Source organism: Marinobacter sp. DUT-3, assembly GCF_050379435.1.
Classification (GTDB): Bacteria; Pseudomonadota; Gammaproteobacteria; order Pseudomonadales; family Oleiphilaceae; genus Marinobacter.
This window is the reverse complement of the sequence record NZ_JBNRMG010000006.1, coordinates 67,895-81,155: the sequence shown is the minus strand read 5'-3', so window position 1 is coordinate 81,155 and position 13,261 is coordinate 67,895. Positions and strand designations below refer to the sequence as shown.

The following is a 13,261-nucleotide window of genomic DNA, read 5'->3' as shown; positions in this document are numbered from 1 at the left end:
GCCGGCGTATCCGACGATATCGCCGCCGTGGTGTCACACTGGCTCTGAGGAGAGATGAGGCTTATGCTCTTCACACACATTTTTCATTCGGGAATCGCTTTATGAGTCTGGCTGTTGCACTGCATGTTCTTTCTGCCGTGATCTGGGTTGGCGGTATGTTTTTCGCCTACATGGCCATGCGGCCGGCGGTGGTTGAGGTGATTGATGCGTCGCAGCGGGGCGTGCTCTGGTGTCACACCCTGTCCCGGTTTTTCCGGTGGGTATGGGTGGCCGTGATCCTGTTGCTGGTGACCGGTTACTGGATGATCTTCAGCGTGTTCGGTGGCATGGCGGGTGCCGGCTGGCATATCCACGTCATGCAGGGGCTGGGGATTGTGATGATCCTGATTTATTTTCACGTTTATTTCGCCCCTTTTCGGCGGCTGAAGCAGGCCGTTGCCAACCAGGATCCCCAGGAAGGTGGGCGCCAGGTGGGGCAGATCCGTAAGCTGGTGGGCATCAACCTGATTTTTGGGCTGATCGTGGTGGCGGTCGGTGCCGGCGGCCGGTATCTGTAAGTCCATCGGAATCCCGGGATGTTGAATGACAGGTAAAGAGGCAGCTTAGATGGCGACAGAAAAACCGGACGGCCAGGGAATCAAAACGCGCCTGTTTCAAATCATTTTCGAATCAGACACCCGCTTGGCCAAAGGCTTTGATGTTTGTTTGGCTTTGCTGATATTTCTCAGCGTCGGGATTATTCTTCTGGACAGTGTTCCGGAATATCATGCCCGCTTCGGTGAGCTCTTTTATGTGCTGGAATGGGGTGTAACGCTGCTGTTCACGCTTGAACTCGGCCTGCGTATTTATTGCCTGGAGAAACCGAAGCTCTATCTGAAAAGCTTTTACGGAGTTATTGATGTTCTGGCGGTCATGCCGACCTGGCTGGCACTGTTGTTCCCGGGTACGCAGACTCTCGTCGTATTGCGCTTGCTGCGTACCTTGCGCCTGTTCCGGGTGCTGGAAATGATGACGGTAGTGGGCGAGGGCCGGCTGCTGCTGGACGCACTGCTTCGCAGTCGGGCCCAGATCCTGCTTTTTCTGTTCACAGTGCTGATGCTCGTGACCATCTTCTCTTCGCTTCTCTATCTCATTGAGCCGGCCGAAGCAGGCTTTACCAGTATTCCTATATCCATTTACTGGGGAATCGTGACACTGACGACGGTGGGCTATGGCGATATAACGCCGGTTACGCCCTGGGGGCAGTTTATTTCCATGATGATCATGTTGACGGGCTACTCGATTATCGCGCTTCCCGTCGGCGTTTTTTCCGCGGAAGTTATTCGCACCCTGCGTGCGGAACGTTACTCCGATGAAGCCTGTCCGGGGTGCGGTAAACATCGACATGAAACCGACGCCAACTACTGTAAATACTGCGGTACCTGGCTTGATGAGGAGAAGTCCGAGCCGGGCGGCTCCGGGTGAAGCGCAATGTTTAAAAAGTTACGAAAAGCCGTACATCCGGTCCTTGTGTTTTCGCTCTTTATGATCGCTGCAAACATGGGTTATGCAAAGATTTATAAATGGGTTGATGAAGACGGGAAGGTTCATTTCAGTGACCGGGAAGATCGCAGCGTTGAGCAAGAAGTGGTCAACGTAAAGCCTGGCGCGTCGAAATGGTCGCGTTTTGATATCCGGATTAATGCAGTCGATGTGGAGCTGAGCGACGAGGAAAACCAGCAGATTGTTGACGGCGTGAACAATGTCTATGAGTTTTTTAATCGTGTGATGTCCTTTGACATGTACCGGACGGTGCCCGTCAATATATTGATTTTGAAGGATAGAACGGAATACCAGAACTACCTTGTTCGCAAGGAAAAAGGCATGGCGGTTGCGTCGTACGGCGTGTACATATCGTCAGAACATCAGATCGTCGTTTATGTACAGGAAAACAGGAGCCGTACCTTCAAAACAATCAAGCACGAGGTGAGTCACGCGGTGGTCGATACCATTGTTCCCTATGCGCCTGCCTGGTTGAATGAAGGGCTTGCCGAGCAGATGGAGGTGCTGGAGCATGATCAAGCGGGTTTGTATTTTGAGCGTCACGAGGACAACCGGCGGGTTGTCGCTCAGGCCCGTGAACAGGGCCGTTTGGCGGGCATCGAACAGTTTTTGAAACTACCCAGTAATAAGTGGCGACATTCAGATATGTCGGGAGCTAGCAGCCTGCGGGCCCAGGCCGGCCAGTTCGTTGGTTTCCTGCTTTCCAAACCGACCCGCCGTAACTTTGTGGTGCGGCTGATGCACAACTTTAACCGGGGTGATCGTACCCTTGCGTATTACCTGGTGGATGATAATTACATTGGCGGGGTCAGTATGCTGGATTTGGACTGGAGACGTTGGTTGCTCCAGCAGGGTAAAGGGATCAACAGGCTTTAGCCTACTGTCTTTGTTCTTGATCGGGTATCGTTTCCTAAGAGGACTGGAATTTTCAATTTTTATTCAGAAGAGGTATCAGATAGTGCGATTCCCATTGCGATTACAGGCCAGTGCCCTGCTGCTGGCCATGGTGATGCCACTGGCACAGGCCGCGGAGGATGACAGCGAGGCGACCGTAGAATCATTGCGGCAGGAGGTTCAGAGCCTCAATCAGGAGCTGTCGAATTTCACCGCCGAGCGGCGTGAACGGTTAATGACGGACATCGAGGACGTGCTTGGCGCCATGGATGACCGTATCGCAACCCTGGAGAATCGCCTGAAAGGGGGGCGGAAGGAGGCCGACAAGATAGCCGGGGCCCAGGCGCAGACTGCGCTGGCGTCTCTGCACCGGGAGCGGGCGCGGGTGACGGAATGGCACCTGCGTATGCAGGACAGCGCTGATTTTACCTGGGAGTCCATGAAGGAAGGCTTCACCGACGCCTTCGAAAAATTCTCTGAGGCCTGGCAGAACGCAGAGCAGAGTGTCGGTCAGGCCCTCGAGGAGAACTGATCAACAATTTTTTCCTGTTTCGGATATGATGGTTGTTTGATGTTGGCGAAAAAGCCAAATTTAACCTGGGGAATATGATGAGCAAGAAACCCGTAAAAGCTACATTAACGACTGCCACGATTGAGGAACAGACGGCTGCTTTTTTAAAGTCCGGCGGGGTCGTTGAGTATGTGGGCAAAGGGAAAAGTGGACAATTCGCCTCTACAGGTTCAAAGCAGATCAACCTGAAAAGTGGCTAATGAGTGGTCCGGTTTTCGGTATTCAATAAAAAAGGCAGCCTGAGGCTGCCTTTTTTCATCACGTATTGGCTGTTATTTACAGGCCAATAACGTTCTCTGCCTGTGGACCTTTCTGGCCCTGGGTCACGCTGAATTCAACTTCCTGGCCTTCGGCCAGAGTTTTGAAACCGCTACCCTGAATAGAGCTGTAGTGAACAAAAACGTCCGCGTCGCCTTCACGAGTAATAAAGCCAAAACCTTTTGCTTCATTGAAAAACTTAACGTTGCCTTTAACTGTAGACATAATAAATATCCTGAGATTAATCAATAATGTGCCGTCAAGAGATCGTTGTGATCCTTGATCAGCGGTATGCGGGAAACAAAAAAACGTGCGGAATCAAAAACAGGACAAAAGGTGTGACAACACAGAAGGTCTTATTCGTGAAATGCTTTGCTAAATCTTTCCAACAAGAGAGACGGTACGCTAATTAAGAGGCATTGCATAGCCTAGTTTTCAATTATTCACTCAGCCCCATCCAGCCTGGGGTAACCGGTATTGGTCGAGCGCCGTGAGCTAGAGTAAACCCGATCTGATCATGTCGAACGTGTCCAGAATCCGCGCTACAAACTGGTCTTTCGGGCGAAAGCTGCTTTGAGTGCTGAGTGTCACGTCCCTCTGCAGGTGATCCAGTAGCTTGTGCAGGCGCCGGCGATGCAAACCGACCGCCGCCTGTACGGGATCGAAGATAACACCGGACAAGGCCGCAAACGCCGCCAATGCGGCCATCACAGCGACCATAACGATGGCCGTCGTCGCCAGCGAAGGCTCCGGTGGGAATACGCTGTAGTACCACCCGCCGATGGTTTCACCCAGGATAAAGTCCCTGGCGGCCAGGGTCTTTGCGACCATGGACGCAAGCACCACTCCGAGCCCGATACCACCCGGGGTAAACTTCTGGAACGCAAACGCGCCCAACACCGTGCATGAAATACTGTTGGTGATATCGGCAGACGCCGTGCGGGTTACCCGGTACTGGCTGAGCGCGTCCGCGACCAGCGGCTCGATCAGCCTGCTGAACCGCTGGTGATTGACCGGCTCACAGGTATGGCGCTCATAAACCGCCTCCAGCGCCTCTATCAGATAGCTCTCCAGCAGCGGGTCTTCCTGACCATTGTTCAACAGGTCCACCAGGATCAGGTGCGAGATGTGTTGTTGTACCCGGGTGGTGAAGCCGGCGGGTACACGATCTACCAGACCGTGCAGCCACATCAGGCCTGTTCGTTTGGGAGTCAGAATTTTTACCAGGCAGGCCAGGGCGTACACCGGCGCCCACAGTAGATTGATGGGCGCCCGCAACATGTCCCATCCCAGCGCCCTCCGGTTGGTCGCGATGGCGCCGGGGTAATGGAAATGACGATCAATAAACGCCGGTACCCGCGCCCGGCAGTCGTCAAAGTAGCGCTCAATGCCTGTGCGGATTGCCAGGTCTATCTCAGCTTCGGAGACGTTTTGTTCGGGCGATGTGACCGTGTGCATAGTGGCAGGCGTGTCTGCAGGCGAGTGAGTGTCTGGCGCATTAAACCGCAATTGAGCAAGCTGGGCCACTCTTGGAAGTATTTATGGGACTGATCCAGCGTACCCAGGGGGGCATCGGGCTCTCCCGCCCTTCTTCGGTTACACAGCTTGTCATCTTTCCGCCGCATTTGAGTCCGTTTTTAGCCTTTTTGGGCATTAAAAACAATTGCAGCATAAGGCAATAAAAGGAGCTGAAAATGCAAATGAATTATTCGTGGATTGACTCTCCCTTGGTAATTGATGTCATTGGTGATGACCTTTGGAGCCTGTTAAGAAGCACTGCTCAAGATGAGGCTATTCTGGGTTTTAGCGATGAAGCAGATAGCGCTGCCAAATCGGTTTATCTAAATAATCTAAAGCACATCTTAAAAGGCCGTGGGCACTTACTCGTTGGCAGCATCGAAGGTCAGATTATTGTGACCTGCTTGCTTATCCAACAATCGCTGCAAACGACGAACCATATCGCGGAGTTACAGAAAGGCGTGATTGCAAACGCTTATCGAGGAAAGGGGTATTTAGAGGAGGCTCTCCAACGCATTGTAATTAAGTCAAAGGAAATTGGCGTCAGTCGACTAACGCTTGATGTTCGAGAGGGAACGGTCGCACACAAGCTCTGGTCGTATTGGGGGTTCGAATCTTTTGGCGTACTGGATGACTACGCTCGCCACAATGGCAAATCGTATCGTGGCCATTTCATGCACCAATCTGTTGATGATCTTGAGAGAAAGCTGAGCTGTCCAAAATACTCGAAAGAGAAAACATTCAGCAATGTGAAATCAAGCTAATACTGTGAGGAATCTAATATGCTGAAAACCCGAGATGAATTTCGAAATGAACTTGAAGAAAAGCTACATCAAAAGCTCACCCTTAGCCATCCTTTATTTTCTCTATTGTTGGATGAGAATAGCGCAGATAAAGAGCTCCTGAAAAGGGTTTCTCTCCAGGGCTATCAGCTTACAAAACACTTCTTGACCTACATTGAACATCTTTTCTTCTATTGTCCGATGGAAAAACACAAGCGGCGCCTTCTTTTTAACATGTTCGAAGAGGAGACGGGCAGGTTGTCGAGGACAAAAAACCACGTTGAGCTAATGCAGGATTTCATTAAAGCATTAGGTATCAGTAATCAGGAACGGGACGCTGTGGTTGCCCTTCCCGCTACTCAAGAGCTAATAGATTTCAGAATGGAAGCTTGTACCAATACTGACCGGTACCACATTGGCGCAGCAGCGGTGTTGATCGCCAGTGAAGGCCAGAATCTTGAGACCCTGGGCGAGGAAGCGAGACACACAATCCTCGGTCGAGTGTTTGGGCTGAAAGAGTCGGACATGCTGTTTTTCTCTGTCCACCAGAAGGAGGATGTTGGGCATGTGCAGCAAGGGCTCGATCTCGTGGCGGATCTATGTACAACCGAAAAAATGCAGCAAGAAGCTCTGGAGTCCGTGAACCACACCTGCAACCTTTTCTACGGCATGTATCAAGGCATCTACGACACGATCGAGACAGAGGAACCCTCGTATGCCTGAATCAAGCAAGGTGAACACTGCTGGCGTAATGTGGGGTGTCGCACTGATTGGCTTCATCGTTATGTTTCTAAGCTCCTCTATTAAAGGAACTTACCAAATATACTTTCGCGATTTGGCCGATTTTTTTGGCGTTGGCAGAGGTGCTTTTGCCTTGTCCGGGGCTCTGTTTGGGCTGAGCCTTGGACTTTTTTCTCCAGTTGCAGGTGCGGTGTGTGACCGATATGGCCCGTACTTGTGTTTGCTCTCAGGGGGGGCGGTAGCCTCACTAGCGTTTTTCCTTCTCGGCAATGCCAGCGAGTACGGAGTATTCCTCTTTGCATACGGCGTTCTTGCCGCATATGCATTAGCGGCATTAAGTTTTGTCCCTGTGGGGATACTGATTGATAGGGTTTTCACCCGGCGTCACAAGGGATTGATCTTTGCAGCCGTTAGCAATGGTGTGGCAATAGGATTCATTGTCCTTTCTCCATTATGGGTATGGTTGAATAACTGGATGACTTGGAACAGTCTTTCAAACTACCTCGCCATCGCTTTCGCATTGCTCATAACCATACCTGTTCTTCTCGTAAGCCGAGTCTTCCCGGTCCCCGGTGACACAAGCGCAATTGAGCAGAATAAAAATTCCGACAAGGTCCGCGCACACCTGAGGAAACCTTTGTTTTTGCTACTCGCCATGAGTTTCGCTGGATGTGGTTCTTCAATGGCGTTCATTGATATCCATCTGGTGCCACTCGTCCAGGAACGAACGCTTTCGCTGGGTGGGGGAGGAACATCCACGGTTGCGCTGATGCTCAGTGTTTTGGGTCTATTCGAGCTGGTAGGTGCGGTAGTCGTCGGTTATATCGCCGGCAAACTCAATGTTTCCCGGTTGCTCGCGATTCTCTACGGTGCGCGCGCCTTATCCCTGGGAATGCTCTCTGTTACACATTCCCCGGCTCTCTTCATCCTCTTTGCCGTACTGTTCGGGCTGACGTACATGGGAACAGTCATCCTGACCTCCATGATTTGCTTGAATTGTTATGGTCCAAAGATAAAAGGAAAAATGTTTGGATTGCTATTCAGTGTTCACCAAGTAGCCGTCTTCCTAACCGCTTGGCTTGGAGGTTTTGCTCGAGATGTAACGGGTGATTACACACTGACGACGCTAGCTGTAACGACTGTGTGCCTCCTGTCAGTGTTTGCAGCACTGTCTCTCAAGGGTATCAAGACAAGCCAGAGCAATCTTGCTGTAGAGCCGGAACCTAACCGCATTGCTGAACGGGCCGTAACTGAAAATCAGTGATGATATTTCATCCGAAAAATGGACAGGATTTACTATGACCCATTCCCATGAGACTACAGAAGCTTTACACCGGTCGCTCGCCTACGGGCAAGATGCTCACTCTGAACCACTCTATATAACATCTGCGTACGACTTCGAGTCTGCCGAGGAGGCGAGTGATCGCTTTAACAATCGCGCTCCGGGCAACGTATATTCACGGTTTACCAACCCATCGGTGACGAATTTCGAACGTCGGCTGGCCATAATGGAAAAAGCAGAGGAAGCCGTAGCAACCAGTTCGGGCATGGGAGCGTACCTTGCGCTTGCAATGGCTTACCTGAAACAAGGTGACCACGTCTTAATGGGAAATGGGATTTTTGGTTCAACCGCCCACTTGTTTAGGCACTACTTCTCGCAGTTCGGCATCACCTGCCAACCGCTCCCATTAACGGCAACCGCCGCATGGCGCGAGGCTATCCGTCCTTCCACACGGATGATGATATTAGAGACTCCGGGCAATCCGACCATGGAAGTCGCGGACATCATGGCGTTGTCCGAGATTGCGACGAGTGCCGGCATATTATTGGTTATCGACAACACGATACTCTCGCCGATTTATCAAAAGCCTTTAACGCTGGGCGCTGATCTCGTTATTCAGTCGGCAGGGAAATTCATTGATGGTCAAGGCCGTTGCGTTGGTGGTGCAGTCGCTGGAAGCAGCAAATTAATTGCGCCGATAAAAACTGCGCTTCGCAGTGGCGGTATGAGTTTGGGTGCGTTTGATGGATGGCTACTTTCAAAAAGTCTTGAGACGTTACATGCTCGAATGCTGATGCATGAAACCAACGCATTGCATGTAGCGCGATATTTGCAGGAGCATCCTGAAGTCAATCAAGTCCATTACACAGGTTTGCCCGATCGCGTCGATAAGGCGCTCGTGAATCGGCAACAGACCGGTCATGGGGGGGTGCTCAGCGCAGAAGTAAAAGGAGGGCAAAGAGCTGCATGGCAATTTATCAATCACCTTTCGAAGGTTTCACGCTGTACTAATATTGGCGATGCGAAAACAATGATTACGCATCCGTGGTCTACAACTCATTGCCGGTATAGCCATGCTGAGAAGCTAGAGGCAGGTATTACGCCAGGCTTAATACGCCTATCGATCGGCCTGGAGTTTCCAGACGACATTATCACTGACCTGGACAGTGCATTTTCGAAAACCTACCTGCAAGAGAGGGATTCAGCATGAAGCGTCTTGTGAGGTCACGGGGCCACCTCGTCTTGATTGTCATTACGACTGGACGTGCGTCGTCGACTGGGGGGGTAGTCAAACTTTCTGCCCCATGCGTCTCTAAAAGTCTTGGTGCTTTGAAAACCAGCGAGCTCTGCCACCCATTCGATCGAGTGATTTGTGGATTTTAGTAGCTGATCGGCCTTCTGAATTCGCTGCTCGTTCACGTACTGCTTGAATGTCACGCCCGTTGCCTGACGAAACAACCGCTGGAAGTGGCGGGCTGAAATATTGAGTTGGCGCGCGACCGACTCTGCAGTTAACGGCCGATTAAGTTTGCTGGCAATAATATCCTGGGCCTCGTGAATCGTCGGGTGGACGTGATCGCGATAAAGAAATTGCGGTGCAATCTGAGGATCATCCCCCATTCGTCGGCTACACACGACCATTTCTCTGGCAACAGCAACGCCAGCATCAGGGCCGACGATTTCGGTGATGAGGTGCAGGGTTAGATCGATGCCGGCACTGACACCTGCCGAGGTATATAAACCCTGATCCTCGACAAACATACGCTCCTGAAGGACCTCAGCATTCGGGAATTCTTCGGCCAGCCGCCTTAGCTGCCGATGATGCGTTGTGCATTTTCGGCCATCTAATAGCCCGGCTGCACCGAGTATGAAAGATCCGGTACAAACGCCAATCAGCCGTGCGTTCTGCCTATCCATTTCTTGAAGCCAATCAAGAACTTCTTGATTCAGCCCTGGATCTATTTTTCCAGCGCTAAGTTTCATGCCCGGAATAAAAATTAGACTTCCCGGTTGGACTACCTCCGGAAGTGCCGACATTGTGGAAAGGGCCAAACCTTGCCAGCTAGAGACCGTTTGTTGGTGGCTGATGTAGTGGCAGCGAAATTGTTCTCCCTGTAGCTCGTTGCAGTCTGCCAGTGCTTGGGCCGGGCCTGATAAATCCATCAGATGAATGTTGGGCAAAATCAGGAAGTAAACGTCCATTTACGTCGCTCGCGTCAGAAAAGTAGTGCAGTACAGCCCTTCGGAACTTGTTTAGCCGCTTCGTCGTTGGCTTGCTGGGTAGTCAAACTTTCTGCCCTATAGACAGGCCTGTACGTTGTCACCAAGTACCACCTCACCTCCTTCAACCACCCGCGTAGTAATCCCCCCATGCCCGCGCATGGCGTTGTAACCGCCCGGCCCGAGTGCGGTCTCCATTTTACTGCAGGGGTGGCAAAGGCCCGTGTATTCCAGCACCACACCCCCGATGCGGAAGGTTTTGCCTTTCAGGGCCAGCAGGTTCAGGCCAGAAACCACGATGTTGCGTCGGAACATCTCGGGGCCAATGGCTTCCCGATGCAAGCAGGAGGCAATGGCATGCAGGTGCTCTTTCTGGATGAGGGTGACCTGTCGTTTGCTGGTCTCGCGGCCCTTGAAGCGATCGCCTTCCAGGCCCTTACCCGGGGTGACCGTCACGCTGTCGAGCGCTTTCATGGCCTCACCACGGGCAGGGCGGATACCAATCCATTCCACCCGGCCGCATTGGGGGAGGGTGTCGAGTAGGGTTTGAAGTGGGGTTGGTTCAGGCATAGACGGCTCAGTCGCTCAGGTTCAATCCCATGTCCCAGAAGTCGATTTCCAGACGGGTTGCGTCCCGGAAGATTCGGGTCAGTTGCTCGAACCGGGCGGGGGACACGTCGGCCAGTCGTTCATCCAGCCAGCGAATCTCCGCCTGCATGGCGTCCTGAAACTCGTCGCTTTCATACATGGCGATCCATGCATCATACGGGTTGGCTTCGCCCCGAATGGTTTCCGCGCGGTGGTTCAGCCAGTTCGCAATCTCGCCATAGCCCACCATGCAGGGGGACAGGGCCACGTGCAGGTCCAGCAGGTCGCCGCGGTTGCCGGTGTCGAGCACATAGCGGGTGTAGGCGAGGGTGGCGCGTGCTTCCGGCAGGTTGGCCAGTTCGTCCTCTGAAATTCCCCACTCGTTGCAGTATTGGATGTGCAGGTCCAGCTCGGTATCCAGGATGGCCTGCAACCCGTCTTTGGCTTGCCGAAGGTCCGACAGGGTCGGGCTTTTGTAGGCGGCCAGGGCAAAGGCGCGGGCAAACTGGATCAGGAACAGGTAGTCCTGCTTGAGGTAATGCTGGAACGCCTCCGGGGTCAGTGAGGCATCGCCCAGCTGCCGAACAAAGCTGTGCTCAATGTAGTCGCGCCATTCGGTTGGGCAGTTTTTTTTGAGGTCTTCAAACTGATAGGGCATGGAGTTGCTCTTCTGATGCATTTAACCGCATTATTCCAAAACTCAATCGGTTGCTGGTGTTGCCAGGATCTCAGTTTGCCCGGCGGGGTTTGAGTATGGAAGCGTTGTTCAATTGACGGAAACAAGGAATAAGGTAGGTATTGTGCATGGTTTCGATGCTGGAAACGAACGGCCTGCTGCAGATTGTTCTGCTGACGCTCATGGCGGGGCTGGCGATGCCCCTGGGGGCTGCGATTGCCTCTGTTGAGAGGATTCACCCGCGCTGGCTGGAAACGGAGGTTCGTCACAGTGTGATCGCTTTCGGCGGAGGCGCGTTGCTGGCAGCCGTCGCCTTGGTTCTGGTGCCCGAGGGCACCAGCAATCTGCCTTTGCCCGCGATTGTTGCATGTTTTGCCGCTGGCGGAATCACGTTCATGGGTCTGGATATGTGGTTGTCGGCAAACGATACCCCGGCAAGCCAACTGGTGGCGATGCTCTCTGATTTTGTGCCGGAGGCCATGGCGTTGGGCGCAACGTTTTCGGTCTCCAGTGAGGGCGGCGTTCTGCTCGCAGGCATCATTGCCCTCCAGAACCTTCCGGAGGGTTTCAATTCCTATCGCGAGTTGGCGCGAGCGACCCATTACCGCAGCCTGCAAATCGTTGGTGGGTTTGCCCTTATGGCGCTGTTAGGGCCGGCGGCGGGTGCTGTCGGGTACTTTCTGCTGTCGGATGCCCCACAGGTTGTGTCCGGTATTATGCTGTTTGCGGCGGGGGGCATTCTGTACATCATCTTTCAGGATATTGCGCCACAGGCAAAGCTCAAGAGGCATTGGGCGCCGTCACTGGGTGCGCTGGCGGGTTTTCTGCTCGGCGTTGTGGGAAAAGTTGCGGTATAGGGTGCTGAAAGGTGGTGCTGTTGTGCTGGTGTTTTTCGCTGTTCTGGCAAACCTGGGTTGGCTGCTTGTTGCCCCAGAGGCAATGAGTTTGCGGCAGCAATTGGGATTTGATTTGTCGAAATCTTTGCAGCCTCTTATCTGGTAATGGCGAATACACCGCGCCCAAGTCCAGGCCCCGGCTATGATGATAAGAGGCCACATCGGCCTGGACCGGGAGGCTTATTATGCGTATCACGAGTGTGGAGGTGTATACCGCAGACCTGGAATACGCCGGCAAGGCGTATGCCTTTGCGGGTGGGCGATCGCATAAAAGGTTTACCAGTACCGTGGTCGTGCTGACCACGGATAGGGGCGTTGCTGGCTATGGCGAGGTTTGTCCCTGCGGTCCCAACTACATGGCCGCTTTCGCCGAGGGGCTTCCCTCGTGCTTGTCATTGCTGGCGCCCGTTGTCATCGGAGAAGATCCACGCCAGACTTCTTTCATCCATGAGCGCATGGATCAGGCGCTGACCGGGCACGCTGTTGCCAAGGCTGCCATTGATATCGCCTGCTGGGACATACTGGGAAAAACGGCCGGACTGCCCGTCTACACTTTACTGGGCGGGCTCCAGGTGCCTTCCATGCCTTTGCACAGGATTATTCCTCTGGGGGAGCTGGAAGAGATGGAAGCGTCTTTGCAACGCTATCGTTCTGAAGGGTTCCGGCACATTCAGATCAAACTGGGGCATCGGGTTGAGGAGGACATCGATCTCATCCGGGTTCTGAGCAAGCTCAAGCAGTCCGATGAGCTCTGGGTTGGAGACATTAATGGAGCCTGGCGGCGGGATGAGGCCGTACGCTTTTCACAGGCGATCGGCGGGGTGGACCTTTATCTGGAGCAGCCCTGCCGGGGCTATGAGGAATGCCTGTTGGTCCGGCGTCGGATAAGGCATTCAGTCAAGCTGGATGAGAGCCTCAACTCCCTGGCAGATGTACAACGGGCGCTCCGCGACGACGCCATGGATGCGATGGCCCTGAAGGTCAGCAAGTTCGGTGGTCTGACACCCTCCCGAATCATAAGGGATGTGTGCGTGGATGCCGGAATACCCATGACAATCGAAGATGCGTGGGGCAGCGGCATAGCCACGGCAGCCTATGCCCATCTGGCAGCGAGTACACCGGCCAGGGCTTTGCTGAATACAACGGATCTTCACAATTACAACACCGATCAGCTTGCCACCGGTGCCCCCGAAGTGTCCGGTGGTCGAATGACGCTGAGTGATCGCCCCGGGCTGGGCGTGGTTCCGGATTTCAGCATGCTGACTCTGCGCGACGTCTACGAGGCATAAACAG

General features: G+C 53.2%; 16 protein-coding genes. 11 read left to right on the top strand and 5 right to left on the bottom strand.

Going from position 1 to position 13,261, the window contains the following annotated elements:
• The first annotated feature begins 101 nt into the window (after window positions 1-101).
• The 5 genes from ACQUWM_RS12130 to ACQUWM_RS12110 all read left to right on the top strand — a co-directional run bounded on the left by ACQUWM_RS12130 (window position 102) and on the right by ACQUWM_RS12110 (window position 3,207).
• Complete coding sequence (locus tag ACQUWM_RS12130; RefSeq protein ID WP_406999668.1) at window positions 102-557, top strand: CopD family protein; 456 nt, start codon at window positions 102-104, stop codon at window positions 555-557.
• Between the two features lie 49 nt (window positions 558-606).
• On the top strand, window positions 607-1,464 hold the full coding sequence (locus tag ACQUWM_RS12125) for an ion transporter (RefSeq protein WP_406999666.1): 858 nt from the start codon (window positions 607-609) through the stop codon (window positions 1,462-1,464).
• A gap of 6 nt (window positions 1,465-1,470) precedes the next feature.
• Entirely contained in the window at window positions 1,471-2,418 is a 948-nt protein-coding gene (locus ACQUWM_RS12120; protein WP_428922317.1) for a DUF4124 domain-containing protein, read from the top strand.
• A gap of 82 nt (window positions 2,419-2,500) precedes the next feature.
• A complete protein-coding gene (locus tag ACQUWM_RS12115) occupies window positions 2,501-2,968 on the top strand; it encodes a hypothetical protein (RefSeq protein ID WP_428922316.1) in 468 nt (155 codons plus the stop codon).
• A 32-nt stretch (window positions 2,969-3,000) separates the two neighbouring features.
• The gene (locus tag ACQUWM_RS12110; RefSeq protein ID WP_406999657.1) at window positions 3,001-3,207 is read left to right on the top strand and encodes a hypothetical protein; all 207 of its coding nucleotides are present in this window, start codon (window positions 3,001-3,003) and stop codon (window positions 3,205-3,207) included.
• 76 nt (window positions 3,208-3,283) lie between these two features.
• On the opposite strand, the gene ACQUWM_RS12105 is transcribed toward ACQUWM_RS12110, so the two are convergent.
• Window positions 3,284-3,490 carry a cold shock domain-containing protein gene (locus tag ACQUWM_RS12105; RefSeq protein ID WP_406987203.1) on the bottom strand — a complete coding sequence of 69 codons (207 nt, stop codon included), beginning with the start codon at window positions 3,488-3,490 and terminating at the stop codon, window positions 3,284-3,286.
• A 270-nt stretch (window positions 3,491-3,760) separates the two neighbouring features.
• Entirely contained in the window at window positions 3,761-4,723 is a 963-nt protein-coding gene (locus tag ACQUWM_RS12100; protein WP_428922315.1) for a DUF6635 family protein, read from the bottom strand.
• Window positions 4,724-4,959: 236 nt separating this feature from the next.
• Here ACQUWM_RS12100 and ACQUWM_RS12095 point away from each other — a divergent pair, with 236 nt between their 5' ends.
• The 4 genes from ACQUWM_RS12095 to ACQUWM_RS12080 are packed head-to-tail and all read left to right on the top strand — an operon-like array spanning window position 4,960 to window position 8,798.
• Complete coding sequence (locus ACQUWM_RS12095) at window positions 4,960-5,547, top strand: GNAT family N-acetyltransferase (protein WP_428922314.1); 588 nt, start codon at window positions 4,960-4,962, stop codon at window positions 5,545-5,547.
• 18 nt (window positions 5,548-5,565) lie between these two features.
• A complete protein-coding gene (locus ACQUWM_RS12090; protein WP_428922313.1) occupies window positions 5,566-6,288 on the top strand; it encodes a TenA family transcriptional regulator in 723 nt (240 codons plus the stop codon).
• The gene (locus tag ACQUWM_RS12085; protein WP_428922312.1) at window positions 6,281-7,570 is read left to right on the top strand and encodes an MFS transporter; all 1,290 of its coding nucleotides are present in this window, start codon (window positions 6,281-6,283) and stop codon (window positions 7,568-7,570) included. The genes ACQUWM_RS12090 and ACQUWM_RS12085 overlap by 8 nt, the downstream gene beginning before the upstream one ends.
• Window positions 7,571-7,604: 34 nt before the next feature.
• Window positions 7,605-8,798 carry an aminotransferase class I/II-fold pyridoxal phosphate-dependent enzyme gene (locus ACQUWM_RS12080; RefSeq protein ID WP_428922311.1) on the top strand — a complete coding sequence of 398 codons (1,194 nt, stop codon included), beginning with the start codon at window positions 7,605-7,607 and terminating at the stop codon, window positions 8,796-8,798.
• A gap of 14 nt (window positions 8,799-8,812) precedes the next feature.
• Here the strand turns inward: ACQUWM_RS12080 and ACQUWM_RS12075 are convergent, their stop codons facing one another.
• The 3 genes from ACQUWM_RS12075 to tenA form a co-directional block, all read right to left on the bottom strand.
• The gene (locus tag ACQUWM_RS12075) at window positions 8,813-9,790 is read right to left on the bottom strand and encodes a GlxA family transcriptional regulator (protein WP_428922310.1); all 978 of its coding nucleotides are present in this window, start codon (window positions 9,788-9,790) and stop codon (window positions 8,813-8,815) included.
• A gap of 96 nt (window positions 9,791-9,886) precedes the next feature.
• Entirely contained in the window at window positions 9,887-10,378 is a 492-nt protein-coding gene (locus tag ACQUWM_RS12070; protein ID WP_428922309.1) for an MOSC domain-containing protein, read from the bottom strand.
• Between the two features lie 7 nt (window positions 10,379-10,385).
• On the bottom strand, window positions 10,386-11,054 hold the full coding sequence (tenA, locus tag ACQUWM_RS12065; protein WP_428922355.1) for a thiaminase II: 669 nt from the start codon (window positions 11,052-11,054) through the stop codon (window positions 10,386-10,388).
• A 146-nt stretch (window positions 11,055-11,200) separates the two neighbouring features.
• Here tenA and ACQUWM_RS12060 point away from each other — a divergent pair, with 146 nt between their 5' ends.
• Window positions 11,201-11,929, top strand: a complete 729-nt coding sequence (locus ACQUWM_RS12060) for a ZIP family metal transporter (RefSeq protein WP_428922308.1) — start codon at window positions 11,201-11,203, stop codon at window positions 11,927-11,929.
• Window positions 11,930-12,153: 224 nt separating this feature from the next.
• On the top strand, window positions 12,154-13,257 hold the full coding sequence (locus tag ACQUWM_RS12055; protein WP_428922307.1) for a mandelate racemase/muconate lactonizing enzyme family protein: 1,104 nt from the start codon (window positions 12,154-12,156) through the stop codon (window positions 13,255-13,257).
• The last annotated feature ends 4 nt before the right edge of the window (window positions 13,258-13,261 follow it).